This window comes from Kribbella sp. NPDC000426, from assembly GCF_040300265.1.
GTDB lineage: Bacteria > Actinomycetota > Actinomycetes > Propionibacteriales > Kribbellaceae > Kribbella.
This window is the reverse complement of the sequence record NZ_JBEPDK010000009.1, coordinates 396762-413206: the sequence shown is the minus strand read 5'-3', so window position 1 is coordinate 413206 and position 16445 is coordinate 396762. Positions and strand designations below refer to the sequence as shown.

The following is a 16445-nucleotide window of genomic DNA, read 5'->3' as shown; positions in this document are numbered from 1 at the left end:
GTAGGGGTATGACCGCTGAGTTGTCGGCTGTTCGGGGGCAGGTGGAGGATCGGCGCGGGGCCAATGCGGCGGACTTCGACGAGTACGTCGCGGTCCGCTATCCACAGCTGGTCCGGATGGCGTGGTTGTTGACGCAGGACTGGGGGCTGGCCGAGGACCTGGTGCAGACGGCGTTGGTGAAGTGCTGGGCGGCGTGGGGGTCGATCCGGAACGAGGATCCGACAGCGTACGTGCGTCGTACCGTGATGACGACGTACTTCGCCTGGTGGCGCTGGCGACGGTCACGGCCGGAGCGGTTGACGGATGTCGATGTGGACCTGGTGGCGGTCGACGAGTACACGCGGGTCGACAACGCGGACCTGCTGGAAGCACTGCGGTCGTTGCCGAAGCGGATGTGTGCGGTCGTGGTCCTGCGGTACTTCGAGGACCTGACCGAGGCGCAGACTGCGGCCGCACTGGGCTGCAGCGTGGGCACGGTGAAGAGCCAGACGCACCGGGCGCTTCGACGGCTCCACCTGGAGCTGTCCGCAGCTGAGGAGGCGGACCGGTGATGAACGTCGACGAACTCCGCGAACAGCTCCAGAGCGCTGCCCAGCCGCCACGTCCGCTCGTGGCGCCGTTGCAGGACCTGCACCGGCGCGGACGTCGCCGCAGACGCCGACGCTCGGCCGTCCTGGCCGCGGGGCTGGCTGCGGTAGTCGGCGTGGTTGTGGGCGGGACGCAGTACCTCGGCAAGCCGGACGTAGAGCCGGCGACCCGCCCGCTGGAGCCCTTCCCGGGGGAGCTGAGTGTTTACCGGTTGGCGGACCAGGAGGCGGGGGCCAGCGGCCAGACGGACTTCACACCGACCGTGCTGGCGACGGCGCTGCAGGCGGCGGCCGGAGCGACGCTGTCGATCACGTGCACGGCACGCGATGCTGAACATCGGCAGGTCCTGGTGACCAGCCAGGGTGGATTGCCGCAGCTCGTCGCGTGCTCGAGCTACCCGACGAACCCGAGCACACTCGGCGGGTTCGACTCCGCAGGCACGCAGGTGGTGCGGACCCCTCCGGTCAGGTTCCGCATCGTTGACCTGGGCTACCGGCTCGGCGAGACCCCGCCGGCGGCTGTGCAAGATCCCGCGGCGCGGCTGGCGGTGGCGGTCTACGTGCCCTGACCGGCCAGCCGGCGAGCTGCTGCAGCGGCCTCGGTTGTTGCGGTGTGGAGGTCGGGTACGACGCCCTCGCGCACGAACGCGGCGAACCCGTGGGCGGTGGCGGCGACGCTGTGGATCAGGGCGAGCGCCGACGCGGGGTCGGGACGAAGCTGCTCGGCGGGGGAGCGGAGTACTGCGAGGACTCGCTGGCCGGCCTCTTCGAGTCCAGGATGGTCCGGCTTGTGCAGGCCCGCGCTGAAGGCGACGTCGAACAGCGCGGGCTCCCCGACCGCGAACTCGACGTACGCCGCGGCGAACCGGGCCAGCTGCTCGGGGTACTTCCACTGGGCGCTGTCCGTCGACGACCTCGACGCGACGTTCACGCACCTGCTGGACGCCGGCGCGACCGAGGTCTCCGCCCCGGCCCCGGCAGCGCGTGCCGGAGCGCGGTTCGCCTACGTCAAAGATCCCGAAGGAAACCTGCTCGAGCTGATTCAGCCCAGCTGACGGATCGCCTCGGCGATCGAGTCGGTGACCGGCGCACCGGTCGCCTCCAACGACGACCGCGTCATCGCGCCGGTCGACACGAGGATGCACTGCGTGCCGGCCGCCTGAGCCGCCTCGCCGTCATCCACGACGTCTCCGATCAGTACGACGGTCGCCGGGTCCAGCTGCTGCGCCTCGAGGTGGCGGACGAGGCTGTCGGCCTTCGACCCACCGCCGACCTCGCCGGGCAGTCCGTCGACCCGCGTGAAGTACGACGTGAGCCCGTACTGCTCGACGGTCGGAGTCAACCGCGCGTGGAACCACATCGACAGCAACGACTGCGTCCGGCCGCTCTCGGTGCACTGCCGCAGTACGTCGAGAGTCCCGCCGGCGAGCTCGCAGGTGTGCAGCAGCGCGTCGTACCGCTCGTGGTACAGCTTGTCGACCCGCGCCCAGTCCTCCTCGTCGAGCGTGCGCTGCAAGATCTGCTCGTACGAGACTCGCATCGGCCGCGCGTACGCCGCCTGCCAGTCACCCCAACTGAGCTCCGGCCGCCCGAACCCGGCACAAACCTCGTTGACCGCAGCTAGTACGGCGTGATTGTCATTGAGTAGCGTCCCGTTCCAGTCCCACACCACATGCGCAGCCTTCACCGGGGTAACTGTAGACGGGCTCTCGGATTGGAAAGGTGGCGTAGTGGGTCAGATCACGGAGCTGACACGGGTCGTACCGGCGGACCCCGGGAAGCCTGTTCGTCCCGAAGCAGCAGCCAGTCAACAAGCCTCCCGTGAGCTCGCCGAACACCCGGCGACCTGGTCACACGAGCAGGCGGAGGACGTCGTACGGCGCTACACCGAGCTGGCTCCGGTCTGGGACGGTGACCGCGGTGGCTACCGCGCTGTCCCGCTGACCGACGCGCTGCAGCGTGGTGGGCCCTGGCCCGACGGACTGTGCTTGGAGGTCGGCTGCGGGACCGGACTGCTCTCCGCACTCATCCATGACGTCTGGCCGAAGGTAGTCAGCCTGGATCTGACCTGGGCGATGCTGAGCCGTTCGACTGCTCCGTGGCGGGTTCTGGGTGATGCGTCGCAACTGCCCGCCGGCGACGGATCGGCGCGGGCGGTCGTGCTGGCCGACGTACCTCTGTTTGCTGATGAGGTTGTGCGCACGCTGACGCCGGATGGTGTGGTCGTGTGGTCCAACGCGCTCGGTGAGGACGCGCCGCATCACGTGCCGATCGAGACGGTGCTGGGTGCGCTGGAGAAGGCTTCGCAAGCGGACTGGTCCGCGGTGATGTCTCATGCGGGTTGGGGTTTGTGGGCCGTGCTGCGTCGAGAGGAGGCGGCATGAGCTTCCGGAGTGCTGCTGAGATCGGGGTCGGGTTTCACAGGGACGTGATCGCGCCTCTGGTCGGGGACGTCGGGTACGCGGCCGGGCTGCTCGGCTGGGGATCGGACGTGCTCGGGTACGACACCGATCGCTCGACGGACCACGGGTGGGGTCCGCGGGCTGTGGTGCTGGTGGATGCGAGTGAGGTCGAGCGGGTGCGGAAGGCCGTCGACGACGGGCTGCCGGACGAGTACGACGGGCATGCGGTCCGCTTCGGTTGGGACAGTCAGGAGCCGGTGCACCACGTCACGGTCACGACGCTGGGGGAGTGGCTGCGTGGGCAGCTCGGGTTCGATGCGTCGCAGGGAATTGGGATCGCGGACTGGTTGGTCACGCCGCAGCAGCAGTTGTTGGGTGTCGTGGCTGGTGAGGTGTACGCCGATGACGGACGGTTGGCCGCGGTACGTGATGCGCTCGCCTGGTACCCGGACCAGATCTGGCGTTGGCTGCTCGCCTGCCAGTGGTCGCGGATCGCGCAGGAGAAGGCGTTCGTCCAGCGCACGTACGAGGTGGGAGACGAGCTCGGGTCGCGGGTGGTCACGGCTCGGTTGGTGCGTGACGTGATGCGCTTGGCGCTGCTGCAGGCGCGGACCTATGCGCCGTACACCAAGTGGTTGGGTACGGCGTTCGCACGGCTCGACCACACCGACGGCCTGGACCAGGCACTCGCCGACGCGACAACCGCCGTCCGGTTCGCCGATCGCGAGCAGGCGCTCGTCACGGCGTACGAACTGGTCGCCCGCCGCCACAACACCCTCGCCATCACCGAGCACATCGACCCCACACCCCGCCCGTACTTCACCCGCCCCGCCCAGGTAATCGACGCCGGCCGCTTCGTCCACGCCTGCCTAGCAACCGTCACCGACCAAGCAGTAGCCCGCTGCGGCCTGATCGGCTCCATAGACCAATTCGCCGACAACACCGACGTCCTCAGCAATCCAGCAGCCTTCCGCAAGTTCACCGCCGTCTACCACTGAAAGAAAGAAACGAGAGCCGGAGCGGGCCACGACTCGGTCAGGTCGGGCGGGGGGTCTGGATGGCTACTAGGGTTGAGTGATGACTCTTGCCAGCCATGTCGTTCGGTCCGTCACGACCGCCGATCATCGTTATGAGTACCTGCGCACGATTGGGCGGAACTCGTTTCTTGGTAGTCATGGGAGCGGGGGTAAGCAGACGGTGTACGTCGTGGAGACCGATCGGGGAGCCACCGGGTGGGGGCTGGCGTTGTACGACGCGGACCCGCGGGGGCTGATCGGTCGTAATCTGGCCGAGTTGATCGACCCGGAGCGCGGGGTGATCGATCCGGCCGCCGAGTTCCTCGACTATCCGTTGCACGATCTCGCGGCGCGGATCCTCGACGTGCCTGTCTACGCGATGCTCGGTGGACGCGGCCCGACCCGGGTGCGTTGCTACAGCGGCGGCATCTACTTCGACGACCTCGACCACGGGCTGGAGGCGATCCGGACGAACCTGGCCCAGGACCAAGCCTTCGGGTTCCGTGACTTCAAGCTGAAGATCGGGCGCGGCCACCGCTGGATGGATTCGCGGGCCGGGCTGGCGCGCGACATCGAGGTGACCCGGCTGACGCGTGAGCTGTACCCGGACGCCGGGATCCTTGTCGACGGCAACGACGGGTTCAGCCTCAACGGCCTGTTCGAGTACCTCGACGGCGTCGCGGACTGCGACCTGTACTGGATCGAGGAGCCGTTCCAGGAACGCCGCCCCGATCTGCAGGCGCTCCGCGAACACCTGCAGACCATGACGAACCGCCCGAAGGTGGCCGACGGCGAGTACGACCCGGACGTCGACCACGTACTCCGGCTGGCCCGCGAAGGCCTCGTCGACGTAGCCCTCATGGACGTTATCGGCCACGGCCTCACCGCCTGGCGCCGCACCATGCCGGAGCTCGCCTCCGAAGCCTCACCGCACGCCTGGGGCGTCCCGCTCAAGACCCTGTACGCCGCTCACCTGGCGGCCGGCCTCGGCAACGTCCCGATCGTCGAAGGCGTGCCGGGACCAGGCGCCTACACGCTCGAGGACGGGTACGTCGTCCTGTCCGAGGAGCCCGGCTTCGGCCTCGCCCAGCCGTAGTCAGGTCAGCCGTAGTCAGGTCAGCCGTAGTCAGGTCAGCGGTTCGCCGCCGTCCACGCGCAGCGTCGTACCGGTCACGAAGGTGCTGGTCATCGCGAACAGGACGGTCTGCGCGACGTCGTCCGCCGTACCGATCCGCCGGGCCGGGTTGCGCTCGCTGATGTCGCGGAAGTAGTCGTCCTTGCCCGCGCCGAGCCCGTCCCAGGCGCCGGTGTCGATGACGCCGGGGGAGATCGCGTTCACCCGGATCGGCGCCAGCTCCAGCGCGAGCGACCGGGCGAGGATGTCCGCCGCGCCGTTGGTGATCGCGACCGCGAGCGTGCCGACCGCGATCTTGGCGGCCGCGACACCGGAGAAGATCGTCAGCGAACCGCCGTCGTTGATCCGCGGCGCGAGGTGCTTGGCGAGCATCAGCGGGCCGATCACCTTCGTGTCGAACGACGCCCGGACCGCGTCCCGGTCGAGGTCCGCGATCTTCCCGCGGGCCCGGGCCGACGCGGTGGAGACGATGTGGTCGACGGTCCCGAGCCGCTCGCCGAGGGCCGCGATCGAGGCCTCGTCGGTCAGGTCGACGTACTCGGTGGTGATACCCGGCTCACCGTCGTACGCCGCCTTCAGCTTGTCCTGGCTGCGGCCCGCGGCGACGACCTGGGCGCCGGCGTCCCGTGCGGCCAGGGTGACCGCACGGGCAATGCCGCCGCCCCGGCCGACGACCAGAACTGTCATGCCTTGAAGTGTCATGACGCATACCGAACACGAGCGGCCGGCCGGCTCGCATCCGCCACTGGCTGGCCTTCAGACCTCCTGGCCGAGGCGCTTGGTGTACTCCGCGACCTGGCGCAGCGACTTCTCGTCCGCCCACGACCACTCCGGTCGCGGCGTGTCCGGCCCGCCGTACGGCGTATCCGCGTAGTGCGCCTGCAGCTCCGCCAGCTGTGCAGTCAGCTCCGCCCGGACCGAGGTGTACGCCGGGTCGTCGGCGACGTTCACCAGTTCCTCCGGGTCCTTCTGCAGGTCGTACAGCTCCCACTCCGACTCGAACAGCCGCTCCGACGACCCGGGCACGCCCAGACCGGCGCCGTAGTAGTGGATGAGCTTGTATTCCTTCGTCCGTACGCCGTAGTGGGCCGGAGCGTGGTGGATCGGATCGTCGTGCTCCCAGTACCGGTAGTAGATCGCGTCCGGCCAGTCCGGGACCTCCTCACCCCGCAGCACCGGCAGGAAGCTCCGGCCCTGGGAGGTGGGCATATCCAGCCCGGCCATGTCGAGGAACGTCGCTGCGAAGTCCACGTTGGTCACCATGGCGTCGCAGGTGCTGCCGGCCGGGATCACCTCGGGCCAGCGGATCATCATCGGCATCTGCAGCGACTCGTCGAACATCAGCCGCTTGTCGAACCACCCGTGATCCCCGAGGAAGAACCCCTGGTCGGAGGTGTACACGACAACCGTGTTCTCGCCGAGCCCCTCCTCGTCGAGTACGTCGAGCAGCCGGCCCACGTTGTCGTCGATCGACTGCACGCACTGCAGGTAGTCCCGCAGGTAGCGCTGGTACTTCCACCGCATCCGCGCCTCCCGGTTCTCCGGTCCACGCAGCTCGTCCGGCAGGTCCTCGCCGAGCTCGTCCGCGCCCAGGTCGTCGGCAACGGACATGCGTACGCCGCGAACCGCCTGGCTGCGAGTGCTGTGGTCGTCGAACAGCGTGCTCGGCTCCGGGATCGATCCGACCGGGTAGAGGTGTTTGTGCTTCTCGTCCGGCACCCACGGCCGGTGCGGCGCCTTGTGGTGCACGAGCAGCAGGAACGGCCGATCCGGGTCCCGCTGCCGGATCCAGTCGATGCTCTGGTCGGTGACGATGTCGGTCGCGTACCCGGGCACTGTCTCGGCGCCGTCCGGTCCCAGCATCAGCGGATCGACGTACTCACCCTGTCCGGGGAACACTCGCCAGGCGTCGAAGTGCCGTGGCGCCGACTCCGGCCGCTCGCCGAGGTGCCACTTGCCGAACAGTGCGGTCTGGTAGCCGGCGTCCTTCATCACCTCGGTGAACGTCGGCACCCGGTAGTCGATCTCGGTGAAGATCGACGCCACGCCGTTCACATGGCTGTAGGTGCCGGTCAGGATCGACGCCCGGGACGGCGAGCAGATCGAGTTCGTGCAGTACGTCGCATCCATCCGCACCCCGTCCTGGGCCAGCCGGTCCAGGTGCGGCGTGCTGTTGACCTTGCTACGTGTGTTGTTGCTGTACGCCGAGATCGCGTGCGCGGCGTGGTCGTCGGACATGACGAAGACGATGTTCGGGCGTGCCATCAGCTTGCCTTCCGGGTGAATGCAGCGTCGATCTCGAGCATCATCTGTGCGGTCACACCTGGATGCCCGGCGAGGACCTCGAGCAGGGGAGCGGTCGGGGTGAGCCGTCGCATCCCGCTGAGCCCGGCGACGATGTGAGCCGGGAGCAGGTCCGGGTAGTCGTCCAGTACGTCTGTCAGCGTAAGCGTTCGCAGTGGAGAGTCCTCCTTCAGATCAGTCCGGCGCACCGACGGCTTGAGCGCTCGTTGCAGCTGCTCCCACTGGTGCCCGATCAACAGGTGCTCAGTCAGAGCCGGTCCGTCCGCCGGTAGCCCAAGACGTTTGTACTGCTCGGGTGGAGCGTCGTTGGCGCGCATGAGGTCGAGCATCAGACCACACAGGCGCAGCTCGAGTTCGTCGTCACGCAGAGGGTGCTGCTGCTGCGGATCGGTGTGCAGGTCGAACAGGATCGAGCCATGCCACCACGGGTTCCCAACCGACGGCCCTGGCAGGCGGAGGAGGCGCACGTCTTTCGTGAACTTGAAGCCGTCGACCAGCTCGGCGTTCTGGAGTTCCTCAGGGCTGAAGCGCGCTCGCATGTGGGTAGGCATCAGGGTGTAGTTGTAGAGCGGTGTGTTCGACGGGTCGGCGCAGGCGCGCATATAGACGTACCGGCCGTCCGTCACGTTGACGTGCGCGCCGTGCGCGCCGAACAGCGCACCCTCTCGCTCAAGTTCACCGGACAGCGGCAGGCCTTGCATGTCAGGCGGACTGTCGACGGCGAAGTAGTCCAGCAGCGTCGGCGCGATATCGATCGTCTGCACCAAGGACGCCCGCCGTACGCCGGCCGCGCCGTCCCGGGGATCCCAGACGAACAGCGGAGTGTGGATGGTCTCGTCGAACCACGGCTGGACGCTCTTGCCCCACCATCCGCGCTCGCCGAGCAGGAAGCCGTGGTCCGTGCAGACGATCAGCATCGTGTCGTCCCACAACCCGTGCTGGTCGAACAGATCGAGCACCCGACCCAGCGACCGGTCACACATCGCCAGCAACGACAAGTACTCGCCGCGTGCTCGCTCCACCTCCTCCGGCGTCTCGATCACACGCCGGTACGACGGCCAGTCGAACACCGGCGCATCGGTGTCGACCCCGAGCAACCGCCGGTACTGCTCGTAGCTGAAGAACGGCTCGTGCGGGTCGAACGTCTCGATCTGCACGAACCACTTGTCCTCGGCAAGGTTCGTCTCGATGAACTCGACACCGGCGTCGAAGGTCAACGTCTGACTGTGCTGCGACTCGTCCTGCATGTACTGCCGGTTCACCCAGTCCTGCCGGCTCAGGAAGCTCGCACCGTTCAATGTCTCCGGTACGTCGGGCTCACGGACCTGCCCCTTCCACCGGTCACCCTCCTGCCCGCGGAAGAACTCGTACGTCGAGTACCTGTTGTGGTACGTCGCGCCGCCGTCCTCCCAGTAGTGCTGGTGATCGGTCGCCAGATGCGTGTGTACGCCGTGCTGCCGCAACAGCTCCGGCATCGAGTCGTCGAACGGCTCCAGCGGGCCCCACGACCGGTGCAGGAAGTTGTACCGCCCGGTGTGCAGCTCACGCCGTGCAGGCATGCAGGGCATGCTCCCGGCGTAGCAGTTCTCGTACAGGGCAGTGTGTTCGGCCAGCCGGCTGAAGTTCGGCGCATGTACGTTCTCCGCGCCGTACGGCGGGAGCATGCGCCGGTTGAGCGAGTCGTACATGACCATGACAGCGCGTTTCATCCGACCGCCTCACTGGCCAGCAGCTCACGCCGTTCCTGGCGGCGGACAGCCTGCCGGTCCGGGTCGGGGATCGGTGCGGCCATCAGGAGACGCTTTGTGTACAGGTGTTCGGGCCGCTCGGTCACGGCGGCGGCGTCGCCGTACTCGACGATGTCGCCGCGGTACAGCACCGCGACGCGGTGGCTGATGTGCCGGACGACGGCGAGGTCGTGCGAGATGAAGAGGTAGGCCACTCCGGTCTCCTCCTGGATAGAGATGAACAGGTCGAGCACGCGCGCCTGCGTGGACAGATCGAGCGCGGACACGGGTTCGTCACAGACGATCAGCTTGGGCCTGAGCGCCAGGGCGCGGGCGATCGCGATGCGTTGCCGTTGGCCACCGGAGAACTCGCGGGGCAACCGGCGTACGGCGTCCTGGGGCAGACCGACCTGGTCGAGCAGCGTGCGGACCCGCTCGGTCGCAGCAACGCGACTGACCGACCCACGGGCAACGAGTGGCTCGACGAGGATGTCCTCGACGGTCATGGACGGGTTGAGCGAGCTGTACGGGTCCTGGAACACGACCTGGATGTCGTCACTCAGCCGGCGCCGCTCCCGGCGGGACATGCCGACCAGCTCCTGCCCGTCGAACCGGATCGACCCGGAACTGACCGGCACCAGGCCGAGGACCGCCCGTCCGATCGTGGTCTTGCCGGAACCGGACTCACCGACCAGTCCGAGTGTCTCGTGCGGCTTGATGTCGAACGAGATGTCGTGCAGCGCCCGGAAGGCATTCGCCCGCCGGCGTCCGGCGTAGTCGACGACGACATTCTTGGCCTCAAGCATGGTTCACCTCGAGTCGGGTGCGTGGAGTGCTGTCCTCGAGCGTCGAGCCGAGCAGCGTCTGCGTGTAGGGGTGCTGCGGGCTCGCGAACAACGGCCGTACGTCGTTGACCTCGACGATCCGCCCGTCCTGCATCACGGCCACCCGGTCGCAGATGTCCGCGACCACACCGAAGTTGTGGGTGACCAGCAACATCGCCATCCCGAACTCCGTCTGCAGACCGCGCAGCAGATCCAGTACGTCGGCCTGCACCGTCACGTCCAGCGCCGTCGTCGGTTCGTCCGCGATCAGCAGATCAGGCTTGCCCGACACTGCACCAGCGATCAGCACGCGCTGCGCCATACCGCCGGAGATCTCATGGGGGTAGGCGGCGAAGGTACGGCGTGGATCCGGGATGCCGACGCGTTCCAGCAGACTCAGAGCCTCCGCCACAGCAGCCTGCTTGGACAGACCGGACACCACACGCAATGGCTCCACCAGCTGCTCGCCGACCCGGAAGCACGGGTCCAGGTTCGACATCGGCTCTTGCGGGATGTAGCCGATCCTCTTGCCTCGCAGTGCTCGTCGCTGCGACTCCGACTGCCGGGCCAGCTCGGCGCCGTCGAAGACGATGCTGCTGCGACCGATCAGCGTGCCGCCGGGTGAGAGCAGACCGAGCACCGAGAACGCGGTCTGCGTCTTGCCGGATCCGGACTCGCCGACCAGTCCCATCACCTCTCCGTGCCGGACGTCGAGATCGACGCCGTGCACGACCTCTCGATAGCCGTCGTTGCTCGGGTATCCGACCGTCAAACCAGTGATCCGCAACAGCGGGAGATCGGTCGTGTCGGGTGTCGTCGGCGCCAGTTTCGGAGGTCGAGGTGGTTTGCGCGGCCGGTCCGTGCGCTGGATGACGTCCCGGATCGCGTTGCCCAGCAGGACGAGCGAGGCGACGGTCAGCGCGATCGTCATACCTGGCCACCAGATGGCGACCGGTGACGTGTAGATGTTGGTGAACGCGTCCTGCAGCATGCCGCCCCACGTCGGCGTACCCGGATCGCCCAGGCCGAGGAACTCCAGCCCGGACTGTACGACGATCGCGATACCGGCCACGACCGATGCCTGGATGACGATCGGAGCGCGGACGACCAGCAGCACGTGCCGCCCGATGATCCGGGGATCGCTCAGCCCGGACACGCGCGCCGCGTCGACGTACAGCTCGTGTTTCACCGCCATGACCTGACCGCGGACGAGCCGGTGGAAACCGGGGGAGAGCATCACGCCGAACGCGACCATGGCCAGATAGATCGACGAGCCGAGGGCCTGGAACAGTGCGAGCAGCACGATCATCGTCGGCAGCGCCATCAACAGGTTGGCGCCCCAGCCGAGCACACCGTCGAGCAGGCCGCCGTAGTACCCGCTGAGCAGACCAGAGATCACTCCGAGCACCAGTGCGACTGCTAGAGCGATCACTGCGCCGGTCAGGGTGTTGCGACCGGCGTACAGCAGTCGGCTGGAGATGTCGCGGCCGGCGCCGTCGCCACCGAGCAGATAGCCACTGCCAGGACCAGCGTTGATCTTGTCGAGCCGCAGCGCCGTCGGACTGTGCGGTGCGACCAATGGCGCGAAGATGCTCGCCAGCACGATCACCAGCAGTACCACGAACGCAGCAATCGCCAGCGGGTTACGGAGTACCTTGCGGACCGTCATTGCACACGCACCTTCGGGTTGACCCAGCCGCTGATGACGTCGATGACCAGGTTGACGATGACGACCAGCACGACCAGCGTGACCACCACGCCCATCAGCACCGGTACGTCGCCCTGCAGGGCCGCGTTGATCGTCAGCGTGCCGAGACCGGGGATGGCGAACACCTTCTCGATCACCACGGCACCACCGAGCAGAGCGATGAACTGCAGTGACAGCACGGTCAGCGCGGGACTCGCGGCGTTCCGCAGGGCGTGGCGGAACAGTACGGACCGCGGACTGATACCCCGGGCCCGCAACGTGCGGACAAAGTCCTGACGCAGTACGTCGATGACCGCACCACGTACCTGTTGGGCGGCTGACGCGGTGCTCCCGATCACCAGGGACGCCACCGGCAGGACGAGGGCTGCTGCCCAACTGCCAGGTGACTCCGAGAGCCGCACGTAGCCGGTCGCCGGTAGTACTCCGAGGCCGACCGAGAAGAACACCACGAGAACCAGTGCGACCCAGAAGTTCGGCAATGCGAACCCGGCCACGCTCAGCACCTGGATGACCCGGTCCAGCCAGCCACCGCGAACGGCAGCTGCCACGCCGAGCCCGACACTGATCAATGCGGTCAGCGACACGGCCAGGACGACCATCGACAACGTCACTGGCAGTCTGTTGGCAATCGCCTGCGCCACCGGCTCGTTGGTGAACCATGAGATGCCCAGGTCGCCGTGCAGAGCGTGCGAGGCCCAGGTGCCGAGCTGTGCGAGCAGAGGCTTGTCCAGTCCGAGCTCAGCGTTCTTGGCCGCCAACTGATCCGGAGTCGCGTTCTCACCGAGCAGGTTGCGGGCGACGTTGCTCGTGCCGGAGAAGGCGAGCAGGAAGGTGATGCCGGCGATCACCACGACCAGTACGACGCATGCGACCAGCCGGCGTCCGATGAATCGAAACATGCCGTCACTCCTTCGGGGCGAACGAGCTGATGGCGGGCGCCACGTTGTAGGCCTGCATGGCGACGGCGGTCTTCGCGTCGCTCAGGTAGACGCTGTTCTCGCGGTACCACGGGTCGAACCAGGCGTTGTCGACCAGCCACTTGCTGACCGCCTTCATCGCCGCCGGCAGCTGCGCCTCCGGAGCGTTCTGGGCGGTGGCCAGCAGCTTGTCGAGCTGCGGGTCGCCCGCCTTCAGCGGGTTCCACGGCGCCTTCCGGGTGACGGCCTTCTGGATGTCCTGCCACGCGGACTGGCTGCCCAGCGTCATGAACGCGACCGGGTACTTGCCGGACAGGATCTCCGGGATGACCGCGTTGGCCGGGACCTTCACCCACTTCACCTTGATGCCGATGGCCCCCAGTTGCTGCTCGATGATCGCGTTGTACTGCGCGAACCCGGGCGACTCCGGCATCGTGATCGAGAATCCGCTGCCGTAACCCGCCTCGGCGAGCAGCTGCTTGGCCTTCGCCGGATCGTAGTTGTACGTGCTGTCCAGCGCCTTGTCGTAGCCGTCGCCGGCGGTGTTGAAGATCTGCGTGGTCAACGCGCCCTGCCCGTGCGAGACGTTCTTCAGGATCGCCTCCCGGTCGAAGGCGTAGTTGATCGCCTTGCGGACGCGCAGGTCCTTCAGCGCCGGGACGAGCTTGCCGTCGCGGTCCATCAGCAGCAGGCCGTTCCAATTCACCGGTGTGGTGTTCGCGGTGAGTCCGCTGCGCTGGGCGTCGGCCAGCGAGTTGGTGTCGGTGAGCGCGCCGTTGACCTGGCCGGACTTGATCGCGTTCAACCGGGCGGTCAGATCCGTCATCGGCTTGATCACGATCTTGTCGTACGGGAACGCGGCGGTGTTCCAGTAGCCGGGGTTCCGCTTGTACGTATAGGTGCTACCGGCAACGGTCCCGGTCTTGTCCAGCTCGTACGGTCCGCTGCCGACCGGCGTGGTCGCGACATCCTTGGCCTTGAGCGACTTCGGGCTGGCCATCACCCCGCCGACGCTGGCCAGATAGTCGATCAGCCCGGGATCCGGCGTCTTCAGCTTCAGGTTCAGCTCGGTCGGGCTGACGATCTGGTACGCCGCGATCGACCGGCTCATGTACGAGTTCTGGCCGGTTCCGGCGGCCAGGTTGGTCATGTTGTCCTTCACCACGGTCGCGTCGAACGGCGTACCGTCGCTGAACTTCACGCCGCTCTTGAGCTTGAGGTTCAGCGTGGTGCGCCGGGCGTCGTACTTCCAGGACGTCGCGAGCCATGGCAGCAGTTTGTTGTCCTTGTCGCGGGTCAGCAGCGTGTCGAAGACCGGCGACCAGTACTGCATCTGGTTGCCGATGTTCAGCTGGGTGGGGTCGAACGAGTTGTTGTCGAGGACGGCCGCGATCGTGAGGGTCTTCGACGCGGACGAGCTGGCGCCGGCGCCGGAGCAGGCACCGGCACCGACGACGAGGGCGGCAGCGGCCAGCAGGGCGCTGCAGCGGCGGATGAGCATGATCGGCTCCTTAGCGTGCGGGTGGTGCGACCGGGATGTCTGCGCTGGGCTGGAAGCCGAGCCGCCAGGTCTTGACCCAGATGGGTGTGGGTGAGGTGAGCGGGGCGGTGTAGAGCTGCCAACGGCGGCGCTCTGCCGTCGGAGGGTCGGTGGTCCAGCCGATGAGCGAGCCGTCCGTCGGGCACGTGATCGCCACCAGGCCGTCACGAGTCTCGAATTCCGGTTCGGCCGTGTGCGGGCAGTGCCCGTTCGGACGCCACTCGGCAAGCAGGTCCTGCTCGGGTCGTTGCCCGAGGTCGCCGGTCTTCGCCAGCCAGTCGTCGAGCGCGGCGGCGAGGCGCTGCTGTACGTCGGCGTACTCCGGCAGCCCAGCGAGGTTGTGCTCCTCGTGCGGATCGGCCTCGACGTCGTACAGCTCCTCCGGCGCACGTTTGCTGGCGGCAACGATCGAGCGTTGCAGGTCGGTGAGGATCGACGGCGGTTCGCCGAACGCGAGCTGTTGCTGGGCTTCCTGGGCGAACAGCCGCCGCAGTTCCTTCCAGGTCCACAGGTTGTCCGGGTACTCCGTGTGCCCCATCGGCGAGCGATCCGGGTGCAGATGCCGGGTGTAGCGGAATCGCCGGTCGCGGATCGAGCGGGACGTGTCCTCCGCCTCACCCATCCGGTCGCGGGCGCTCACGACGTACTCACTGCGCCGCTCGAACAGCACCTCGCCGTGCATGTGGTCGGGGACCTCGAGACCGCACATCGAGAGCATCGTCGGCGCGAGATCCATCAACGCGACCGGTTCGGCGTACGTCGTCCCCGCGGCGATCTTCCCTGGCCATCGGACGATCAACGGCTCGCGGAACCCGAGCTCCGTGGCCCACCGCTTGCCGCGCGGCATCCCCAGCCCGTGGTCGCTCCAGAACACCACGATCGTGTTGTCCGCGAGACCGTCCTCCTCGAGCTGGTCGAGAATCCCGCCGGCCCAGTGGTCCATCTGGCTGATCAGCTCGAGATACCGCCGCCACGATGTCCGGTACACCTCGGTGTCCGGGTGGTACGGCGGTACCTCGGCCTTCTCGACCCGCTGCGCATCGGGTGTCTTGCGAGCGAACTCGTCGTCGTCCAGGTAGAGCTGCGACTCGTGAGTGATCAGGCTGTGGAAGGCCATGAAGAACGGCTGGTCCGGGTCGTCGCGCAGCCGCCAGTGCGCGTGATCGCCGAGCTCGTCGTACACCGGCTCGGGTACGTCCACCTGGAAGTCGGTGAAGGCTGTGTTGCCGGTCCAGTAGCCCGCGGAGCGGAAGTACTCGGGCAGCAACCGGACCGACGGCGGGGGAGTGGCGCGGGTCCGCATGTGCATGGTGCCGATCGCCGGCGGGAAACAGCCGGTGATGATCGCGCTGCGCGAGGGACCGCAGACCGGGGCCGCGGAGAAGGCACGCTCGAACAGCATCCCCTCGGCGGCAAGGCCGTCCAGTCGCGGCGTGGACGCCTGTTCGGCGCCGGGCCAGATCCCGGCGTAGCACCCGAGGTGCGGATTGATGTCGTGCGTGCTGATCCACACGACGTTCGGTCTGGAAGTGGGCATAGCTGTGCTCCTGAAGGGGCAACTACACGTGGTCCTGCGGTCAGTCGACCGCGCGGATGCGGCGCTGGGAGCTGCGGCTCTGCAGCTCTTCGCGGAGTTCGATGCACCAGGCGACGTGCTGGTCCATCAGCTGCGAACCGAGCTCGTGCGACCGCTCCTCGACGTAGGCCTGGAGGTCGGCGTCGAACGGCAGCTCCGGCTCCTCGGGGACGGTGCGGTCCCGGTCGCGGTAGCGCTTGATCTGCAGCTGCCGGGCGAGGATCTCCCGATCGAGCAGCTCGATCACCTGGTCGGGCTCGAGGAACCCGCAGAACGCGAGCCGCCCGTAGAACCCGGGGTCCCGGGTGTAGATCGTGGTCGGGGAGTACGGCGCCGTGAGCCAGTCCATGAACACGGTGATCCCTTCGTCGGTGACCCGGTAGGTCTTGGCGTCCTGGGCGCCCGGCCGCGGCTCGACCGTGTGCCAGACCCAGCCGCGCTCCTCCATCGACGACAGGCAGCGGTACACCTGGCTCATCTGCGTGTTGGGGCGCAGGAACGTCCCGCGGGCGTCCATGTAGCGCTTCAGGTCGTACCCGGTGCTGGGGCGCATCAGCAGCACGCCGAGAAGGATGTGCTCGAGCTTCATGATCGCCTCCGACCGGTATGACACAAGTGGAATACCCGAGAGGACACCACAAGTGGAATACCCCGTCAATACTTCATGACCTTGTCCGGTATCGGAGATCGTTTACCAAGAAGGCCCGGG

The 16445-nt window shown here is 67.5% G+C and carries 17 protein-coding genes; 6 read left to right on the top strand and 11 right to left on the bottom strand.

Annotation, left to right across the window (positions count from 1 at the left end; translation table 11 throughout):
* The first annotated feature begins 8 nt into the window (after positions 1–8).
* Positions 9–551 carry a SigE family RNA polymerase sigma factor gene (locus ABT313_RS38955; RefSeq protein ID WP_350864845.1) on the top strand — a complete coding sequence of 181 codons (543 nt, stop codon included), beginning with the start codon at positions 9–11 and terminating at the stop codon, positions 549–551.
* Positions 551–1156, top strand: a complete 606-nt coding sequence (locus ABT313_RS38950; protein ID WP_350864842.1) for a hypothetical protein — start codon at positions 551–553, stop codon at positions 1154–1156. The genes ABT313_RS38955 and ABT313_RS38950 overlap by 1 nt, the downstream gene beginning before the upstream one ends.
* Here ABT313_RS38950 and ABT313_RS38945 read toward each other — a convergent pair.
* Positions 1144–1461, bottom strand: a complete 318-nt coding sequence (locus ABT313_RS38945; protein WP_350864976.1) for a TetR-like C-terminal domain-containing protein — start codon at positions 1459–1461, stop codon at positions 1144–1146. The genes ABT313_RS38950 and ABT313_RS38945 overlap by 13 nt on opposite strands.
* Here ABT313_RS38945 and ABT313_RS38940 point away from each other — a divergent pair.
* Positions 1376–1642, top strand: a complete 267-nt coding sequence (locus ABT313_RS38940; RefSeq protein ID WP_350864839.1) for a VOC family protein — start codon at positions 1376–1378, stop codon at positions 1640–1642. The two genes, ABT313_RS38945 and ABT313_RS38940, sit on opposite strands and share 86 nt — an antisense overlap.
* Here ABT313_RS38940 and ABT313_RS38935 read toward each other — a convergent pair.
* Entirely contained in the window at positions 1630–2274 is a 645-nt protein-coding gene (locus ABT313_RS38935; RefSeq protein ID WP_350864836.1) for an HAD family hydrolase, read from the bottom strand. The two genes, ABT313_RS38940 and ABT313_RS38935, sit on opposite strands and share 13 nt — an antisense overlap.
* Positions 2275–2317: 43 nt before the next feature.
* On the opposite strand from ABT313_RS38935, the gene ABT313_RS38930 reads away from it, so the two are divergent.
* From ABT313_RS38930 to ABT313_RS38920, 3 genes are all read left to right on the top strand, one after another.
* The gene (locus tag ABT313_RS38930) at positions 2318–2971 is read left to right on the top strand and encodes a class I SAM-dependent methyltransferase (RefSeq protein ID WP_350864834.1); all 654 of its coding nucleotides are present in this window, start codon (positions 2318–2320) and stop codon (positions 2969–2971) included.
* On the top strand, positions 2968–3987 hold the full coding sequence (locus ABT313_RS38925) for a DUF4037 domain-containing protein (protein WP_350864831.1): 1020 nt from the start codon (positions 2968–2970) through the stop codon (positions 3985–3987). The genes ABT313_RS38930 and ABT313_RS38925 overlap by 4 nt, the downstream gene beginning before the upstream one ends.
* 208 nt (positions 3988–4195) lie before the next feature.
* Positions 4196–5101, top strand: a complete 906-nt coding sequence (locus tag ABT313_RS38920) for an enolase C-terminal domain-like protein (protein ID WP_350864828.1) — start codon at positions 4196–4198, stop codon at positions 5099–5101.
* A 30-nt stretch (positions 5102–5131) separates the two neighbouring features.
* Here the strand turns inward: ABT313_RS38920 and ABT313_RS38915 are convergent, their stop codons facing one another.
* The 9 genes from ABT313_RS38915 to ABT313_RS38875 all read right to left on the bottom strand — a co-directional run bounded on the left by ABT313_RS38915 (position 5132) and on the right by ABT313_RS38875 (position 16325).
* Positions 5132–5827: an SDR family oxidoreductase gene (locus ABT313_RS38915; protein ID WP_350864825.1), complete on the bottom strand. Its 696-nt coding sequence runs from the start codon at positions 5825–5827 to the stop codon at positions 5132–5134.
* 69 nt (positions 5828–5896) lie between these two features.
* On the bottom strand, positions 5897–7405 hold the full coding sequence (locus tag ABT313_RS38910) for a sulfatase family protein (RefSeq protein WP_350864822.1): 1509 nt from the start codon (positions 7403–7405) through the stop codon (positions 5897–5899).
* Entirely contained in the window at positions 7405–9153 is a 1749-nt protein-coding gene (locus ABT313_RS38905; RefSeq protein ID WP_350864820.1) for a sulfatase, read from the bottom strand. Before ABT313_RS38905 ends, ABT313_RS38910 begins: the two co-directional genes overlap by 1 nt.
* A complete protein-coding gene (locus ABT313_RS38900; protein ID WP_350864817.1) occupies positions 9150–9977 on the bottom strand; it encodes an ATP-binding cassette domain-containing protein in 828 nt (275 codons plus the stop codon). The genes ABT313_RS38905 and ABT313_RS38900 overlap by 4 nt, the downstream gene beginning before the upstream one ends.
* Entirely contained in the window at positions 9970–11664 is a 1695-nt protein-coding gene (locus ABT313_RS38895) for a dipeptide/oligopeptide/nickel ABC transporter permease/ATP-binding protein (protein ID WP_350864814.1), read from the bottom strand. Before ABT313_RS38895 ends, ABT313_RS38900 begins: the two co-directional genes overlap by 8 nt.
* Positions 11661–12602, bottom strand: coding sequence for an ABC transporter permease (locus ABT313_RS38890; RefSeq protein WP_350864811.1), 942 nt, complete (start codon positions 12600–12602; stop codon positions 11661–11663). The genes ABT313_RS38895 and ABT313_RS38890 overlap by 4 nt, the downstream gene beginning before the upstream one ends.
* A 4-nt stretch (positions 12603–12606) precedes the next feature.
* The gene (locus tag ABT313_RS38885) at positions 12607–14121 is read right to left on the bottom strand and encodes an ABC transporter substrate-binding protein (protein ID WP_350864808.1); all 1515 of its coding nucleotides are present in this window, start codon (positions 14119–14121) and stop codon (positions 12607–12609) included.
* A 10-nt stretch (positions 14122–14131) separates the two neighbouring features.
* Entirely contained in the window at positions 14132–15697 is a 1566-nt protein-coding gene (locus ABT313_RS38880; RefSeq protein ID WP_350864805.1) for a sulfatase family protein, read from the bottom strand.
* A 40-nt stretch (positions 15698–15737) separates the two neighbouring features.
* On the bottom strand, positions 15738–16325 hold the full coding sequence (locus ABT313_RS38875; protein ID WP_350864802.1) for a PadR family transcriptional regulator: 588 nt from the start codon (positions 16323–16325) through the stop codon (positions 15738–15740).
* Between the last annotated feature and the right edge of the window lie 120 nt (positions 16326–16445).

Excerpts from the sequence above, each read along its gene's own strand:
- ABT313_RS38900 (WP_350864817.1), bottom strand. The coding sequence starts at position 9,977 with ATGCTTGAGGCCAAGAATGTCGTCGTCGACTACGCCGGACGCCGGCGG.
- ABT313_RS38895 (WP_350864814.1), bottom strand. The coding sequence starts at position 11,664 with ATGACGGTCCGCAAGGTACTCCGTAACCCGCTGGCGATTGCTGCGTTC.
- ABT313_RS38890 (WP_350864811.1), bottom strand. The coding sequence starts at position 12,602 with ATGTTTCGATTCATCGGACGCCGGCTGGTCGCATGCGTCGTACTGGTC.
- ABT313_RS38955 (WP_350864845.1), top strand. The coding sequence starts at position 9 with ATGACCGCTGAGTTGTCGGCTGTTCGGGGGCAGGTGGAGGATCGGCGC.
- ABT313_RS38875 (WP_350864802.1), bottom strand. The coding sequence starts at position 16,325 with ATGAAGCTCGAGCACATCCTTCTCGGCGTGCTGCTGATGCGCCCCAGC.
- ABT313_RS38950 (WP_350864842.1), top strand. The coding sequence starts at position 551 with ATGAACGTCGACGAACTCCGCGAACAGCTCCAGAGCGCTGCCCAGCCG.
- ABT313_RS38915 (WP_350864825.1), bottom strand. The coding sequence starts at position 5,827 with ATGACAGTTCTGGTCGTCGGCCGGGGCGGCGGCATTGCCCGTGCGGTC.
- ABT313_RS38925 (WP_350864831.1), top strand. The coding sequence starts at position 2,968 with ATGAGCTTCCGGAGTGCTGCTGAGATCGGGGTCGGGTTTCACAGGGAC.
- ABT313_RS38885 (WP_350864808.1), bottom strand. The coding sequence starts at position 14,121 with ATGCTCATCCGCCGCTGCAGCGCCCTGCTGGCCGCTGCCGCCCTCGTC.
- ABT313_RS38905 (WP_350864820.1), bottom strand. The coding sequence starts at position 9,153 with ATGAAACGCGCTGTCATGGTCATGTACGACTCGCTCAACCGGCGCATG.
- ABT313_RS38880 (WP_350864805.1), bottom strand. The coding sequence starts at position 15,697 with ATGCCCACTTCCAGACCGAACGTCGTGTGGATCAGCACGCACGACATC.
- ABT313_RS38910 (WP_350864822.1), bottom strand. The coding sequence starts at position 7,405 with ATGGCACGCCCGAACATCGTCTTCGTCATGTCCGACGACCACGCCGCG.